At 69.2% G+C, this 16,559-nt stretch carries 8 protein-coding genes; 6 read left to right on the top strand and 2 right to left on the bottom strand.

All coding sequences use genetic code 11. From position 1 onward, the window contains the following. Window positions 1-802: 802 nt before the first annotated feature. From ACIQU6_RS05225 to ACIQU6_RS05200, 6 genes are all read left to right on the top strand, one after another. On the top strand, window positions 803-1,192 hold the full coding sequence (locus tag ACIQU6_RS05225; protein WP_403480270.1) for an ectoine synthase: 390 nt from the start codon (window positions 803-805) through the stop codon (window positions 1,190-1,192). A 74-nt stretch (window positions 1,193-1,266) separates the two neighbouring features. Next, window positions 1,267-1,797 (top strand): nucleoside 2-deoxyribosyltransferase, encoded by a 531-nt coding sequence (locus tag ACIQU6_RS05220; protein ID WP_403480269.1) that lies wholly within the window; start codon window positions 1,267-1,269, stop codon window positions 1,795-1,797. Beyond that, a complete protein-coding gene (locus ACIQU6_RS05215) occupies window positions 1,794-2,759 on the top strand; it encodes a dihydroorotate dehydrogenase (protein WP_403480268.1) in 966 nt (321 codons plus the stop codon). Before ACIQU6_RS05220 ends, ACIQU6_RS05215 begins: the two co-directional genes overlap by 4 nt. Beyond that, entirely contained in the window at window positions 2,741-3,517 is a 777-nt protein-coding gene (locus ACIQU6_RS05210; protein ID WP_403480267.1) for a creatininase family protein, read from the top strand. The genes ACIQU6_RS05215 and ACIQU6_RS05210 overlap by 19 nt, the downstream gene beginning before the upstream one ends. A gap of 28 nt (window positions 3,518-3,545) precedes the next feature. Next, on the top strand, window positions 3,546-4,877 hold the full coding sequence (locus tag ACIQU6_RS05205) for an ATP-grasp domain-containing protein (RefSeq protein ID WP_403480266.1): 1,332 nt from the start codon (window positions 3,546-3,548) through the stop codon (window positions 4,875-4,877). Between the two features lie 7 nt (window positions 4,878-4,884). Beyond that, window positions 4,885-6,453 carry an MFS transporter gene (locus ACIQU6_RS05200; RefSeq protein WP_403480265.1) on the top strand — a complete coding sequence of 523 codons (1,569 nt, stop codon included), beginning with the start codon at window positions 4,885-4,887 and terminating at the stop codon, window positions 6,451-6,453. A gap of 136 nt (window positions 6,454-6,589) precedes the next feature. Here the strand turns inward: ACIQU6_RS05200 and ACIQU6_RS05195 are convergent, their stop codons facing one another. After that, a complete protein-coding gene (locus ACIQU6_RS05195; RefSeq protein WP_403480264.1) occupies window positions 6,590-7,957 on the bottom strand; it encodes a cytochrome P450 in 1,368 nt (455 codons plus the stop codon). Window positions 7,958-8,142: 185 nt separating this feature from the next. Continuing rightward, a complete protein-coding gene (locus tag ACIQU6_RS05190; RefSeq protein WP_403480263.1) occupies window positions 8,143-15,636 on the bottom strand; it encodes an SDR family NAD(P)-dependent oxidoreductase in 7,494 nt (2,497 codons plus the stop codon). Between the last annotated feature and the right edge of the window lie 923 nt (window positions 15,637-16,559).

The following is a 16,559-nucleotide window of genomic DNA, read 5'->3' as shown; positions in this document are numbered from 1 at the left end:
GGTCCCAGACGGACGTCACGTGCAGGGCTACCTGCGGTCGGTGAAGTCGGATCACGGCGACGCTTCATCGCGATCCAGCCCGTCGAGGGAAGCAGGCCCCAAGCGTCGCGGGCCCCGACATCGTCCGGAAGGTCCCGGCTGGAAGTGATCGTCGCCGTCCGGCCAAGGTTGGCCCAAAAGATCAACTCGATTGCCGGAAAAGCATTCGAGCCGCGAAGGTGACGCTCGCTAAAGATTCGCCGAGGGTTATGTTTTGCGATTACCGCGGAGGGGAAGTTCACCCGCTCGACGAGCACCCTGGGCCGATGAGACACCTCTCCGAGCTGGTAACACACCTCCCCCGAATTAAGCCGGCAGCGATTGTACGAATGGCGGCCGATTCGAAACGGAGGTGGCGATAAACGTGCGTTGACAGCGAGTTGACCGCCTTGCTTGACTTGCGTCTGCCGCCGCCGGACAAGGCGTCTGGCCAACATTTCGAAGTGCAGGTGCAAGCGCGGGCGTAGGGGGCTGGAGCAGTGCCGAAAGAGCTGGGATTGGTGGGCGGGTTCCGAGGGCATCCAAAAGTTCATCGCCCCGGGTGGGGGTTTTCCGGCGCCCCGCGGTAGCTTTCTCGGCCTTCTCGGTGCGTAATGCGCCAGCCGTACCGGCCGCGCCAGCGCACCAAGGGTTCATTTTTCATCTTCCTTTCCGGGGGTCCGCCCGTCTGCGGCCGATATCGGTCCAAGTGCTGCCGCCTCGTGCCGAGCACTCCTGCCGTCATGTGGTGCAGCTCCCCGGAGAGGTCGTCGTTGAGGGAGAAATGATGCAAGTCAGAAGCCTCAAAGATGTCATGGGGACCGAGCGCGACGTTGACTGGGGAAACGGCCGGAGCTACCGGCTGCTCGTCGACAGCGACGGGGTGGGCTACAGCGTGTGCCACACGGTGGTGAAAGCGGGGACCTCGTCACTGCTGCAGTACATGAATCACTTGGAAGCCTGTTACTGCGTGGCGGGCGAGGGTGAGGTCGAGGACATGGACGGAAACGTCTATCCGATCCGGCCCGGCGATATCTACGTCCTGGACAAGCACGACCAGCACTACCTTCGCGGCGGCCGCGACTGCGACCTGGTGCTGGTCAGTGTCTTCACCCCGGCCTTGAAGGGGACGGAGCGGCACGATCTCGTGGCGCCCGGGGCGTCCAGTTACTGATCCGTGCTTCCCTGCCGCCCTTTTCCGGACCCGGCACGGCATCCCAGCGCAGCGATCCTAAAACGAGGAGTGACATGGCAACGTCTCGTGTTTCGGCGACCGTCAATCTAACCGGCGTCAACGTGTTCGTCGGTGGGCCGATCCAGCACGCGATCGAGACCGACGGATTCTACTCACCGCTCCAACGGGCTCTGCACGGCATCATCGAAGCGGTCAAGGAGGCCAACGGCACCGTGTTCTCGGCCCATGTCGCCGAGAAGTTCGGAGCCGACACTCCGCTGTTCTCCCCCCGGCAGGTCTCGGTCCGCGACTTCGACTGGATGCAGCGGTGCGACGTCTTCGTCCCGGTGCTGCCGGTGCGGGACGACACCCTGCTGCGGACAGATGGGACCCACGTCGAACTGGGCTGGGCGTCCGCGCTGGGCAAGCCCATCAAGATGGTGACCCAGCAGCCCGTGGTCGATAGCGCCAGCCACCTCCTGCGCGGGCTGCCGGCCATCGCCGACGTCGCACTGTTCGACGTCCACGAGGTGGCTGAGAGCCCGGCGGAGCTGCTGGAGTCCGTCGCGCAGGCTGCCCGCCCCACCGTGGGAGCCGCCTCGTGACGGACCCCACCACCCCGGACCCGGAAGCGGCCGACACCGCGACCGCGCGGACCGCGGCGTCCGTGCTCGGCCTGGCGCTGACCTCTCCGATCGTGGTCGGTTCCGGGCTGCTCACCGATCAGGAACGCAACATCCGGCGACTGTTGACGGCCGGTGCGGGTGCGGTGGTGACCAAGACGATTCACCCCACCCCGCCCCGTTCGGGCAACGAGCGACTGTCCCGACTGCCCACCGGCATGCTCAACAGCACCATGTACTCGCACCGGAGCGTCGAGGAATGGTGCCGGATGCTCCGCGGCTTCGCCCGCGACGGCCTCCCGGTGATCGCCTCCGTGCACGCCGACACCCCCGACGAACTCGGCGCGTTGGCCGAGCGTGTCACCGACGCCGGCTGCCGGGCCCTCGAACTGGGCATCTCGTGCCTGAACGAGGAGGGGGGCCTGGGCGACACCCCCCAGCGCGTCGCCGCCTACACCTCGGCGGTACGCGCCCGGACCTCGCTGCCCTTCAGCGTGAAACTCGCGGCCGGCGAGGGCACCCGGGAACGTGCCGTCGCGGCCGTCGACGCCGGCGCCGACGCGATCACCCTGAGCGACACCATCGCCGGCCTGGCCGTCGACGTGGACACCGGGAAGATCGAACTGGGCGGCGTCTACGGCTACTCCGGCCCCGGCATCAAGCCCCTCGTCCTCGCCGAGATCTACGCCCTGCGCCAAGAGGGCATGACGGTGCCGATCCTGGGCAGCGGCGGCGTCCAGGAGGCCCGCGACGTCATCGAATACCTCAGCGTGGGGGCCGACGCCGTCCAGGTCTACACGGCGCTGCACAAGAACATGCACGAGTCCTTCGACGCCATCCGGCGCGGCACAGAGGCATGGCTGAGCGCTCACCGCACCTCGGTCGAGGAGTTGGTGGGCCGCAGCCTTGAGCAGGGGGAGGGGACATGCGCGAGCGTGCGCTGAACGTGCGCCACTACGGCGACCTGACCAGTTCCGAGGTGACCGAGGCGGTGGCGGGCGCCACGCTGGTCTGGCCGATCGGTGGGCTGGAACAGCACGGACCGCATCTGCCGCTGTCCGTCGACCTCGACATCCCGCAGGCGCTGGCGGCCGAGATCGCCGCGGCGACCGACGGGTTGCTGCTGCCCGCCCTGCCGATCTCGGCGCGCTCGCTGCCGCAGAGCGGTGGCGGGCTGCACTTCCCGGGCACGGTGTACCTGCGCGGCACCAGCATGATCCACACCGTCACGGACTGTCTGACCGCTCTGGCCCGGCTCCGGCCCGGTCGACTGATCGTCGTCAACGGGCACTTCGAGAACGAGGCACTGCTCTTCGAGGCGATCGACGGCTGCCGGCCGTCCGCGACCTTCCCCGACACCGAGATCCTGGCGTTCAGCTGGTGGAGCCTGGTGCGGGACGGCTGGGTCGCCGAGCACCTCCCCGCGTTCCCGGGCTGGCACGCGGAGCACGCCGGCGTCACGGAGACCGCCCTGATGATGTATCTGCGGCCGGAGGTCGTGCGCCCCGAGCGCCCCGGACACGACACCCCGCCCCGGGCCGGGGTGTACGTCCACCCGCTGGACGTGAAGCGGATGTCGAACGCGGGGGTCCTTTCCTCAACCGCCGGTGCCTCCGCGGAACTTGGCGAGCAGTTGTTCTGGCACGTGGTGGACGGCGCCTGCGACATGGTGCGTTCGGGATACGGGGTGCGACGTGACTGACACCACGACAGCAACAGGAGTGCGCGGCATGCACGAGCCCGACGGCGCTCTCCCCACGGTCGTCGTCTGCAACGCCGTGGACACCCTGCGCGGCATCGCCGAGCGCGCCGACAGCCCTGGCGCGGCCGAGGAGATCCTCGCGGAGTGCTTCGCCCAGCAGGACCAGTCCCTCTTCTGGGGTCCCGACCGCAAACTCCTCATCACCTCCCGACCGATCCGCGAACTCGCCTGGCAGACGCGGTTCCTGGGGCTGCCGGACTTCGTCAACCTCAGCCCCGCGTCCGACTCGGGATCCCTGTTCGCCGACCTCATGGCCGACGACCAACTGGTGGCCGCCCTGCTGGATCACATCGGCCCCGGCCGCCGCTTCCGACTCATCCCGCACACCACGACGCCCGACCTGTGGGCCTTCGCCGACCTGCTGCGGCAGAAGTACGGCGTGATCGCCGAACTCCCGGAAAGCTGCCGGGAACAGGAGTTGCGCGACTACCTGGACACCAAGAGCGGGCTGCGGTCCCTGGTCGACGAGGCCGGGCTGGCCCGGCCGTCCTGCCGGGTGGCGCAGGGAACGCACTGCGCCGACCGGGACGAGGCCCGCGCCGCGGTCGTCCGCCTGCTCGGCGCCGGTACGCCCTGCATCGTCAAGGCCGACAAGGGCGAGGCCAGCGTCGGACTGCTGATCTTCCGTCCTGGCGACGACGAGGACGCGGTGGCACGGGCCCTTGAGGAGAGCACGTTCTACGGGAGCGACACCATCGTCGTCGAGGAGTACATCGACGGCGAGGACATCGTCTTCCCCTCGGTCGAGTACGTGGTCCCCGAGGACCCGACCAGCGAGCCCGTCCTCACCCATGTCTGCGAGATGCTCTTCGACGGCGCGACCCGGCTGCGGGGCAACGTCACCTGCCGTTCGCTGAACGCAGCGGCGTGGTACGCACCGTTCGTCGAGGGCAGCCGGGCGGTCGCGGAGGAACTTCAGCGCCGCGGCTACCGGGGCCACTTCGGCATCGACGCGGTCGCCCGGGGCGGGGAGGTCTTCATGCTGGACCTCAACGCGCGGCGCACGGGATCGACCCACGTCCACGACTTCGGGGTGCGCTTCTTCGGCCCCGACTACCTGCGCCACCGCACCGTGGGCAACTACGATTTCTACGGCCTGCCCAAGGACGCATCGCTCGACGACGTCCTGCACCGGCTGGGCCCGTTGGTCCGTCCTCCCGGACGGGCCGACAGCGGCGTCGTACCCTGCGAACTGACCGGACTCGACACCGGCCGGCTCAGTTGCCTGATCTACGCGCCGTCCATGGAAGTCTTCCACCATCTGACCCAACGGGTCCACGACACCATCCAACAAGGTTGATGCAGCAGTGAGTTCAGGCACGACGACGGCGAAGGGTAACCGCTGGCTGATCCTGGCGGTGGTGGCGGGATGCTTCCTGCCGGTGGCGGCCGACGCGACCATTTTGAACGTGGCGGTCCCCACCCTGACCCAGACACTGGGGGCCTCGGCACGCGAAGTGCTGTGGATCGCCGACATCTACCCCTTGATGATGGTGGGCCTGGTGCTGGTCACCGGCCCGCTCGGCGACCGCATCGGACACAAACGGCTGCTGCTGATCGGGCTCGCGGTCTTCGCCGTCGCGTCCCTGGCCTGCGCGGGGGCCCCGTCCCCGATCGCCCTGATCGCCGCCCGGGCGGCGCTGGCCACCGGCGCCTCCATGATCATCCCGGCCACCCTGGCGATCATCCGTCAGGTCTTCGACAACGACCGGGAACGCGCCGTCGCCATCGGCGTGTGGAGCGCGGTCGCCGCGGGCGGCGCCGCGGTGGGGCCGGTGGCCGGTGGCCTGCTGCTGGAACACTTCTGGTGGGGAGCGGTCTTCCTCATCAACCTCCCGCTGGCCGCGGCGTCCGTCCTGCTGGTCTCGACACTGCTGGCCAACCGGCCGGCCCAGGAGAAGGAACCCTGGGAACCGCTCTCACCGGTCCTGGGCATCGTCGCAGGCGTCGGCCTGGTCTACGCCGTCAAGGCCGCCACGCATCGCGGCACCTCGTGGTGGGAGGCGGCGGTATCGGGCGCGGTCGGGCTGGTGGCCCTGGTGTGGTTCATCCGGCGCCAACTCAGCTCCTCCAGCCCGATGTTGGACCTCTCCCTCTTCCATGCGAGGTCCTTCCGGGCCGGCACCCTCGCGGCCACCGTGCCGGTCCTGGTCCTCGTCGGCTTCGAGCTGCAACTCGCCCAGGACCTCCAGTACGTGCTGGGCATGTCCCCGCGCGAGGCCGGGCTGTTCCTGCTCCCGATGCCGCTGGCGGCGTTCGCCGCCGGACCGCTCGCCGGGTTCCTCGTCTCCTGGCACGGGCTGCGCCTGGTCATTCCCGCCGGACTGGCGGTCGCCGCCTGCGGTTACGTGGGCGTCTTCGCCTCGGCCGGCCAGCACAGCTCCGTTCTCCTGACGGTCTCGCTGGTCCTCATCGGCGCAGGGCACGGGACCGTCCAGACCGTCGCCTCCGACGCGATCATGACCGGCGCCCCGCCCGAACAGGCGGGCGCCGCGGCCTCCATCGAGTCCGTCACCTACGAGGTCGGCGCCGGACTCGGCATCGCCCTGCTGGGCAGCCTCATGGCCGGCCTGTACTCGCGGAACTTCACCCCGCCCCCCGCGGCGGGCGCCCATGTCCCCGCCGCGGCGTCGGACTCCATCGGCGAGGCGGTGTCCGCGGCCGACCACCTGCCCGGCCCCGCCGCGCGGGCAGTCGTCTCCGCCGCGAAGGACGCCTTCACCACGGGCTATCGCATCACGGCGGTCGTGGCGGCCGTGATCGTCACCGCCGTCGCGGTGAGCATCGCCGTGGCCCTGCGCCACGGGGACCCGCCCCCCGCCGAACCGGACTCGGACACCGCCCGCAAGACCGAAGCGAGCCACGGCCCGGCGTAACCACAGCGGCCAACGGTTCACAGCGGCCAGCAGAGAGGCCCACATCGCATCGGCCCCGTCTCGACATCTGGTGTCGAGACGGGGCCGATGCGATGTGGTGTCGGGGGCGGAAGAAGGCCGTTGAACAAGCCCTCCGTCACTCAGGACCTGGCTTGTTGGTCGGGATGAGGGCGAAGCGGAGTGTGGTGTGGTCGATGGTGTGTGGGAGCGGCACCGAGGGGGTGAGGGAGCTGCGGGAGAGCAACAGGTGGGCGTTGTGGTCGCGGAGGAGGGTGGCGAGGAGGGTTGCGGTGGTGAACAGGACGATGTCCTGCCCGGGGCACTCCGCTGGGCCGTGGCTGAAGGGAGCCAGCGACCAGTTGTCCTTGTTGCGGCCGTCCAGCCAGGCGTCGGGGTCGAACCGGTCGGCGTGTGGGAGGTGTTGGGCGTCGCGGTGGAAGAAGGAGCTGTAGAAGACGACCCCGGTGTCCACCGGGCTGGTGGTGCCGTTGTGCCAGGTGATCTCCGCGGTGGTGTCGCGCAGGATGGCCACGGAGGTGGGCCACAGGCGCAGCGACTCCAGGACGCAGGCCCGGAGGAGCGGCAGTGTGTCGGCGGTGGCCGGCTGGTTGGCGTCCGTGCCGGAGAGTTCCGCGTGTACCCGGTCGGCGTGGCCGGGGTGGACGGCCAGGAGGGCGAGGGCGCTGTACGTGGCGATGGATGCGGCGTCGAAGGCGAAGAGCCAGTGCGGGATCTGTCCCGCGGCGTTGGCCGCTTCGGAACAGCGGGTGTCGGCGACCAGGGCGGCGAGGCTGTCGGGCTCGGCGCGGTCCACGTAGGAGGCTACGCGGGCGAGGAACTCCTCGCGGATGGCCTTCTTCGGTTTGCGGAAGTTGAGCCAGTTGCCGTCCGTGCGCAGGGTGTTCAGGAGTGCGGTGAGGTGGTGGTCGTCGCGGGCGGCGTCGCCGAGCACGACGCGGCGGATGATCCGCCAGAAGGCGGCGGAGAAGGAGTCCCAGTCCAGGGCCTGGCCCGAGCCGTGATGGAGGTTCAGCAGGGATCGGGCCTCTTCCCGGATGCGGGGCGTGAGGGCGGGGAAGAGCCGGTGGGCCGGAGTTCCCCAGTCGAGGACCGCCTCGTTGAAGGTGCGGCGCTCGGGGCGGCTCTCGCCAGGGGAGATGAGGACGCCGTCAGGCTCGAAGTGGCGCAGGCAGCCGACCTTTTCCCGGTTGGCGGAGGTGAGGGGCGCGGGCGTGGCGGTGAACAGGTGTCGGGCGTCCTGCGGGGAGAGGAGCACCAACACCCGACGCCCCGGGATGCTGACCGAGAGCGGGCCCTCGCCGTGCCGTCGGCGGAGACGCGTGAGGGTGCGGTTGGCCATGCGGTTGGTGTCGAGCCTGGCGGCCAGGCGGACCATACGGGAGCGCCGCAGGATCGGCCCCTGAGCCACGGTGGGGATGAGGACGGTGGCGCCCAGCAGCACCGTATCCAGAGTTGATGCCCGTGCGGGTGGCCGCTGTTGCATGAGCTGTCCTTTCGAGGTCGCGTGTGGCCTGACCAGCCTGGTGAGGAGGTCGAGTTCGCGATACGGGTGGTCTTGATCGAAGTGCGGGTGGGGGGTGTTTCTGGCGGCCTTGCCGGAACGTTCAGCAGTCGGCGTGCGATGCGGCGGGGCGGAAGGTTCGGATGTTTGGAGGGGGAGGTCGGTGTCTACGGTCGCGGCTCGGCAGCTGCGGGCTGGTCGTTGTGCAGCCCGAGGCGCAGGTGCAGCGTCGTGGTGAGGCCGTCGATGGTGCGGTTGCTGTGCAGAAGCTCCATCGGGGGGATGTCGATGTCGAACTGGTGGCGCATCGACGTCAGGAGTTCGGTGGCCATGAGGGAGTCGATGCCGTACTCGTCCAGCTTGCGATGGGGGTCCAGGGTGGTCGGGTCCATCTGCACGACTTTGGCCAGCAGTTGGGTGACGGTGTCCTGCAGCGCGACGCGGGCCTCTTCCGGGGGCAGGGCAGCCAGTTCAGCAAACATCTCTTCGCGGGATGCGAAGCCCCTCTCGCCGTACTCGGGCAGCAGCAGGGTGTATCGCGGACCGTTGAGGGTGGAGAGGACAGCACGGACCTTGCCCCAGTTGTAGCGGCCCACGCCGGCCACCGGCGTGTCGCGCGTGAGCAGGTCGTCGGCTGCGGCGAACGCGTCGCACAGGCGGAGGGGTTCCATGCCGATGGCGGCGAGTTGGGCGGTCAGGTCGTTGCGGATGACGTATCCGGTTTCGCCGAGCGCTCCCCAGGCGATGGCCTGAGCTGGGAGCCCGGCTGCACGCCGCTGACGTACCAGGGCTTCGAGGAAGAGGTTGCCTGCGACGTATGGGGCCTGGTGCAGGTTACCGAAGCATGCAGCTGCCGAGGAGATCAGCAGGAACAGGTCGAGCCGCCGGTCGCGGGTGAGCCCGTCCATCACCATTGCACCGCCTGCCTTTGGGGCCAGTGCGGCGGCGAAGCGCTCTTCGGAGAGTTCGCTCATGGGCGCATCGTCGAGGTGCATGGCGCAGTGCACCACGCCGCGCAGCGGATGTCCGCCGGCGTCGATGCTGTCGAGCAAGGCGGACATGCTCGGCGCATCGGTGCAGTCGATGGCATGTGTGGTGACCTGGATTCCGCGGCGGGTCAGCGCGTCGAGCAGTGCGGGGGCCTCGGGGGCGGCGGCGCCGCGCCGGCTTGCGAGGGCAAGGTGGCGGGCTCCGCGGTCGGCGAGCCAGTGTGTGGTGGCTGCCCCGAAACCGCTGAGCCCGCCGGTCACGAGGTAGGTGCCTTGTGAGTCCAGGGCGGGGCAGCCGGCATCGGCCTCGACGGTGGGGGATTCGTCCAGGGGATCGAAGGCGACCACAACCTTGCCGATGTGCCGGGAGTGCTGCATCAGCTCGAACGCCTCCCGCACGCGAGCCGCGGGGAACACCGTATGCGGCAGCGGCCGGTAGGCACCGCTGCGCACGCGTTCGCCGACCTCCTCTAGCAAGGCGAGCGCCTGGTCGGGACTGTGCATCAGTGCGAGCAGGTCGACGCCGAAGAAGGCGAGGTTGTGGTGGAACGGCGCGAGGGAGAGGGGCTTGTTCTCGTAGATGTCGCGCTTGCCCAGTTCGATGAACCGGCCGCCGGGCCGCAGCAGTTCGAGGCTGCGGGCGATGGCCTCACCGGCGAGCGAGTTGATCACGACATCGACGCCGTGCCCGCAGGTGAGGCGTTTGACCTCTTCGGCGAAGTCGAGGGTGCGGGAGTCCAACACGTGCGCGATGCCGAGCGAGCGCAGCAGGTCACGTTTGGTCTCGCTGCCGGCGGTGGCGATGACGTGCGCGCCGCGCAGGCAGGCGAATTGGTGTACGGCCAACCCGACACCGCCGGCGCCGCCGTGGATCAGGACGGTCTCGCCTTCCCGGAGCCTGGCCAGGTGTTCCAAGCTGTAGTGCACGGTGGCGAAGGCCACCGGAAGCGTCGCCGCGGCCTCGAAGCCCATGTCGTCGGGGAGCGGCCACAGCACTGCGACCGGGGTGGTCACGTGTGAGGCGAGCGTCGCGCTCGCGAGACCGAAGACGCGGTCGCCGATGGCCGGCGTGTGGACCCCGGGTCCCACGGCGGTGACAACGCCGGCGCATTCGATGCCGGGTGCCGTGTACAGGGTTCCTTCGCTGAGTTCGGGTGGCAGTAGTCCGGTGACGGACATGATGTCTCGGTAGTTCAGCGCGGCGGCCCGCACGGCAACCGTGACCTCTCCCTCGGCCGGCTTCCGGGGCTCAACGGCCTTCCACCCGAGGGTGTAGGCGAGACCGGGACTGTTGACGTCCAGCGTGTAGGCGGCCGCAGCATTGGCGGGCGGGGCGGGGAGCGGGGTCTCGCGGGGGACGAAGCGTCCCCCGCGGGTGAGCAGGATCTCGTTCTCCTCCGAGGGGGTGAGGAGCTCGCGTGCCAGGCGATCGGCATCGTCGGCCCTCGTGCCGGACCGGTCGAGGCTGATGCGTCGGACGGACAGATCCGGGTACTCGTTGTCCATCGTGCGCGCGATGCCCCAGGCGGCCGCGTCGGCGGGTGCGTGGACACGCTCGGGCGCGGGGAGGGCGCCGCTGGGACGGGTAACGAGCCACAGCGAGGTGCCATCGTGTGGGCCATGCCCCACACCGCTCTGCGCCAACTTGCCCAGCAGAGTGGCACGTTGTGCGGCGCGCTCGGTAAGTCCGTCGACATCACGGGGTGTGGTGTCGGCCAGGATCAGCACCAGGTGGTGTTCCTCAGTCGGCTCACCGCTGCCAGGGCGCCACTCCGCGACGTCCGCATCGGGCTGGGCCCGGTGTACCGCATGCTGTCCCGATGCCGCGAGCAGTTCCGCCAGGGAGTCGGCGAACAGCGCCTCGGCCGGCGTTTCCGGGATGATGATGTAGGACGCGGTTCCCGGACGGGCAGGAAGCACGGGGGGCACTACGCGGGCCCCTGGGCGAGCGGTGGCCAGTACGACGGTGGCGGCGAGGTCCGACGTGTGGTCGTCCCCGAGTTGGGCGATGTCGGTGAAGCCGCACCGCTCCAGCAATGACAGCCAGTCCTCCGCGGGCAGCAGGGCCGAGTGCGGGCGCAGCTCACGGTCGGTGTGCTGGTGCCAGAGGCCGTCCAGGACCCCGAACCAGGGTGCCAGCCACTCGGCGTTATGGGTCTCGTAGCTCAGAAGGTGTCCACCCGGAGCAAGGAGATGGGCAATCCGTTGCAGGGTCGCAGCGAGATCCTTGCAGGTGTGCAGGGCGTTAGAGGCCACTACGAGATCGAAGCCGCCTTCGGCCAGGCCCTGCTCGGCCGGATCCCCGTCGAGGTCGAAGGTGCGGTACCGCACGAAGTCGTAACACGCGAAGCGTTGTTGGGCGCGCGACAGGAAGAACGCGGACACGTCCGTGTACTCGTACACGGTCCGGTCGGCCGGCAGGACAGGCAGCAGGGCACTGGTCAGCCCTCCAGTGCCGGCACCGACTTCGAGGATGCGCAGCGGCTGGTCCTCCGGCCAACACCGCACCACTTCACTGACCAGCGCCTGCGCGATGCGGTTGTGGAAGCGATTGAAGGACGTGGTGTCGAAGAACAGCTCCAGGGTGTGGCCCGCCCCCTCGCCGGTCAAGGCATCCAGAGGATCGCATTCCCCGCGCAGCAGAGAATGGATCCGCATGCCGTTCCGTACCAGCAGCGCTACCTCGTTGATGTAGGCGGGGAAATCCAACAAGCACGTGCGGTACTGGTCCGGAGACCGGCGTTCAGCGGGCGCGAGCAGCCAGTGGTCCGGCGTTACACGGGTGGCGAAGCCGTGCCGTTCCAGGACCGGCAGTTCCGTCTCCAACAGGGGAATGTGCTTCGCCAACACCCCTGCCTCGGTCAGCGTGGCTAGGGTAAAAGGGCGAGAAGGATCTGGCGCGAGGTGCTCCAGGGCTGCCGCGATACACGCCGCGAAGTAGGCCCGGGTGAACTCTTCTTCCCCGGTGCCCCTCAAGGCCCGCCGGGCTCGGCGTAGTCCGGCGATTCGCTCCCCGCAAGCGGCGGCGATCTGCCGGGAAGCGGGCAGGGGGCTCGCTCCCGCCGGGGTGTCAGGGTGTGGGGCGGCGCGGAGCACGGTGTGGTGCCGGGTCACGGGTGCCTGTGTGGGATTGACCAAGCGGCGCAGGCGGCAGCCCGTCATCTCGACGGTGACGGCACCATTCTCGTCGGTGACGGTGATGTCCCAGCACGCTTCGGTCCGGGTTCCGGACCTTTCGCGCACGTGCACCAGCCCCTTGGCGGTGGGAGGGCACCAGACGCGCACCGTTTCGAAGGCCGATGGCAGGTAGGCATCGCTGCCGGTCAGGAGCCGTTCCAGTAGCAGTGTACCGGCCTGCAACGCGCCGTCGAGCAGTGCTGGATGCGCCGTGAACTGGTCCTTCGCATCTGGGTGTTGGTAAGCGGCCAGCACCTCGCCCGCCCCCACGTGCAGCTCGGTCAGCACCTGGAATTCCGGACCGTATGCCAGCCCCCGCTCCGCCAGGGCCTTGTACTGGTCGGCGACCGCGATGGAGCGCGTGCAGCGGCCCCGGATGTCGGCTAGATCCAATGGGCCAGGGGCACTGCCGATGCGTTGCCGGACCCGTGCACGCACATGTTGCCGCGGTTCACCGGCATCCTCGTCGGTGCTGGAGATGGTCACCACACCGTCATCCGGATTGAACGCGAGCTGGGTGTGGATGCTGGAGGCTTCCGCCCAGGGGATGGTCAGCGGGCTGCTGATGTTCATGTGGTCCAGCTCCGCCGCCGATCCGAGCACCCTCTCCCCCGCGGCCAGGATCATCTCCACATAGGCCGTGGCGGGCACCACGACCGACCCGGCCAAGCGGTGGTCGGCCAGCCACGGCAGCAGCGCCGGTTCGACGGCGCCGTGCCACAACGGATGCGGGCCGGGCATCCGCTCCCCCAACAGCGGGTGCTCCACCTGGCCGTTGCCGCTGCTGCACACCCAGCGGTGCGGGGAGCCGTTCCAGTGGCGTTCGCGCTGCCAGGGGTAGGCGGGGAGGTCCACCACCCGGCCCCGGTACGGGAAGTATGGCGTCCAGTCGATGTCGGCGCCCGCGGCCATCGTCGCCTCAACTGCCGTACGCACTGCCAGGTCACCCGCCGTCGCGCGCCGCAGCGTGGGCACGACGGCGGCAGCACCGGCGCGCTTACGACCGGTGATGCGGCGCAGGTAGGTCTGCAGGACGGGGTGGGGCCCGATGTCCAGGAAGATGTCCGCACCGTGTTCCATTGCGGCCTCGACCGCGGGGCCGAACTGCACGGGCTCGCGGACGTTGCGCCACCAGTAGGCGGCGTCCAACTCGATGCCGTCGATCCGCTGTCCCGTCACCGTGGAGAACAGCGGGAGGCCGCTCGCCGAGGGCGCCAGGCCGTCCAACGACCTCATCAGCGGCTCGCGCAACGCGTCCATGGCGGCGCTGTGGAAGGCGTAGTCCAGCTCCAGCACGGTGCAGAGCACGGCCCGAGCGCTCATGTCTGCGGCCAGGCATAGCAGTTGGGGCTCGGGTCCCGAGACCGTGACATCGCGGTCCGAGTTCACCGCCGCCACTACCAGGCCCGGGTAGCCGGCGAGGGCTTCGACGGCCTCGTCCGGAGGCAGGGCGAGGGCCGCCATCCGACCGCAGCCCGCGGTCGCGGCCTGTGCCCGGGACCGCTCCGCGACGACCCGCGCCGCTTGCTCCAGACTCAGCGCCCCGGCCACGTGGGCGGCGGCGACCTCGCCGACGCTGTGGCCGATCACGGCGGACGGCGTGATGCCGCGGTCACGCAGCACGGCCGCCACGCCGAGTTGCACGGCGAACAGCAGTGGCTGGGCGATCTCGGTCGCGAGCAACTCGGCTTCCGTGACCGTGCCCAGCTTCTCGGCGACCGACCATCCCAGGTACGGCATGAGCGCCGCGTCCACCGCGGCGAGGGCAGCGGTGAAGGGCCCGCCACCCTCCAGAAGGTCGGCACCCATGCCCGCCCACTGCGATCCGTTACCGGAGAAGACGAACGCCACCCGGCCGTGCTCCGTCGCCTCTCCCACCGTGCCGCCACTCGCCCCAGTCGTTTCCGCGGCCGCCTCCTGCGCCTCTCCCCCGCCCGGGAAGGTCGCCGCCAGCCGGGCGGCCGCCTCCACCGGCCCGGCCGCGATCACCACCGCCCGGCGCCTGTGCGCACCGCGTCGCATGGTCGCGGTGTAGGCGAGGTCGTAGAACTGATCGGGCCCGGTCCGCGCAAGCCGTTCGGACATGAGGGTCACTGCCTGGTGAAGTGCCTGCGGGGTCCGTGCCGACACCAGTACCGGTCGGGCCACGTCCATGGCCGGTGCCGCTGTGCCCGCAGTGCGCGGTACCTCCCGGGCGGCGCCGACGATGACATGGGCGTTGGAACCGCCGAAGCCGAAGGAGTTGACTCCCACGACCGGTCGTGCGGCATCCGCCAGGGGCAGGGAGTTGGCCACCGGGGCGAGGTTCAGGCCGGCGAAGTCGATGTGCGGGTTCGCCGGTTGGCTGTGCAGCGTGGCCGGGGCGGTGCCGTGGCGCAGCACCAGAAGTGCCTTGAGCAGCCCGGTGATCCCTGAGGCGGTTTCCAGGTGGCCCACGTTCGACTTCACCGATCCGATCGGCAACACGCCCACCTGCCGACGCCGGCCCAGTGCGCTGCCGACGGCGCGGCACTCGGCCGGATCGCCGACCAGGGTGCCGGTGCCGTGTGCCTCCAGATACACCAACTCATCCGGGCTGACACCGGCTTGCTCGTATACCGCACGCAACAAGGCTTCCTGAGCGTCGGCGTTGGGGAGCGACACACCAGCGGTGCGGCCGTCACTGTTCGTGCCGCTGCCGAGGATGACGCCGAGCACCCGATCGCCGTCGGCCTGCGCGTCCTCCAGCCTCTTCAGAACGACGAGTCCGCCGCCCTCCGCCCGGACGAAACCATCCGCCTTGGCGGAGAAGGCCGCACACCTGCCCCGTTTAGAGAGCATGGACGCCTGCGAGAACCCCACGAAGTGGTACGGGCTGAGCAGCACGTTGGCGCCCGCGGCCAGTACCGTGCGGCTGGTGCCGTCCCACAGTGTGCGGCACCCGTGGTCCAACGCCACCAGCGAGGACGAGCAGGCCGTGTCGATCGCCATGCTGGGGCCCCGCAGGTCAAGGCAGTGCGAGAGACGGTTCGCCGCCAACGAGGAGGAGGCTCCCGCCATGGTGTACGCGTTGGCCGTGCGGGGCCTCATCAACTGCAGCCCACCGTAGGAGGCATCGCAGATACCGACGTAGACCGCGGTGTCCGAACCCGCCAGCACGCGCGGGGAGATCGCTGCGTTGTCCAGCGCTTCCGCGGCCAGTTCCAGCAACAGCCGGTGCTGGGGGTCAATCTGCACGGCCTCTTTCGGCGTGATGCCGAAGTATTCGGCGTCGAAAGAGGCGATGTCGGAGAGGAACCCACCCGCGGCGGTGTAGCTCTTCCCGGTGCGCGGCATGCTCGTATCGATGAACCGGCTGGGATCGAACCGTGCCGCGGGCGCTTCACCGATCAGATCCCGCCCCTCCTCCAACGCCCCCCACAATCCGTCCAGATCGACGATGTCACCGGGCAGTCGGCAGGCGGCTCCTACAACGGCGATCGGTTGATACCTGCCAGGGGCGTTGCGGACGCTCATCAGCATTCCTCACATTGCGCCGGGACATGGATCAGGAATGCCAGCAGCTCTGAGGGGTCGGCCGCCCCTTCCGGTTCCGTGCGACAGACGCTCGCTTGGAGACGGACACGGAGACATGCGCGACCGGTCGTGGCCGCTGTCCAGTAACGCCGACGCTTCACTGTGCCAAGAAGCCCAGGCGCAGAACGAGGGCGGGAATTCCGTAGTGTGCGCCCGTGGCACCACGTCATGACGCCACGTCAACTCGCTGACCTGGGCTGGCTTCTGCATCAAGAGAGGTCGCCGGGCGGTCGGAACCGGAAGCAAAATCCCCCTTGTGGGGCTACCACCCAGTTGAGGCAATCGTGAGGATTGGGGCTTTCCCCACTTCAGATGGTGGTGTGACGTGGAGGACGAGGATGCATTGGACGATGCCGGTGATGCGGTTGGTGCCGGAGGTGGTCGGTGGGTCTCGGCCGACCTGGCTCCGCACCACGCTCCTCACGCCGGAGGTCACGGCCCCCTCGGACATCAGCGCAGAGTCGGGAGGCGGTCAAAGCCGGCCCACTGCTGGACGTATGGATCCATCAGCCCCCGCCCCAGACGAAGCCCGAGCGCTGCATCGTAGTCGTCACCTACGACTGCACCGTCTTCACACCCGACGCGGACTCCATGGTGAGCCACGAGGCCCGATGCCTGCTGAGCCGGGTCGTCCATCGCGCATCGTCAGATGCCGGCCAACTTGGAGCGCGGGGCGCACGCCGGGGATCGCGCAGAAGAGAGAAACGCGACGCTGCACTCCTAATGCCCCTATAGGTACATTTGCCGAAACGATCATGCTCTTCATGAACTGTCACCCTTGTCTCAAAGGCCCTTGCGTTCAGGAGAGTTCGAGTGACACCTGGCATGACCGTTGCCGCGTTGGCTGAAGGTCGCACGGCACG

It is taken from the genome of Streptomyces sp. NPDC090442, from assembly GCF_044769405.1.
GTDB lineage: Bacteria > Actinomycetota > Actinomycetes > Streptomycetales > Streptomycetaceae > Streptomyces.
Note: the sequence above shows the minus strand (reverse complement) of the source record. Positions and strands in the feature narration are given on the sequence as shown.

Bases quoted from the DNA above. Each gene is read 5' to 3' on its own strand.
- ACIQU6_RS05210 (WP_403480267.1), top strand. From the start codon at position 2,741: ATGCGCGAGCGTGCGCTGAACGTGCGCCACTACGGCGACCTGACCAGT.
- ACIQU6_RS05225 (WP_403480270.1), top strand. From the start codon at position 803: ATGATGCAAGTCAGAAGCCTCAAAGATGTCATGGGGACCGAGCGCGAC.
- ACIQU6_RS05220 (WP_403480269.1), top strand. From the start codon at position 1,267: ATGGCAACGTCTCGTGTTTCGGCGACCGTCAATCTAACCGGCGTCAAC.
- ACIQU6_RS05205 (WP_403480266.1), top strand. From the start codon at position 3,546: ATGCACGAGCCCGACGGCGCTCTCCCCACGGTCGTCGTCTGCAACGCC.
- ACIQU6_RS05195 (WP_403480264.1), bottom strand. From the start codon at position 7,957: ATGCAACAGCGGCCACCCGCACGGGCATCAACTCTGGATACGGTGCTG.
- ACIQU6_RS05190 (WP_403480263.1), bottom strand. From the start codon at position 15,636: ATGAGCGTCCGCAACGCCCCTGGCAGGTATCAACCGATCGCCGTTGTA.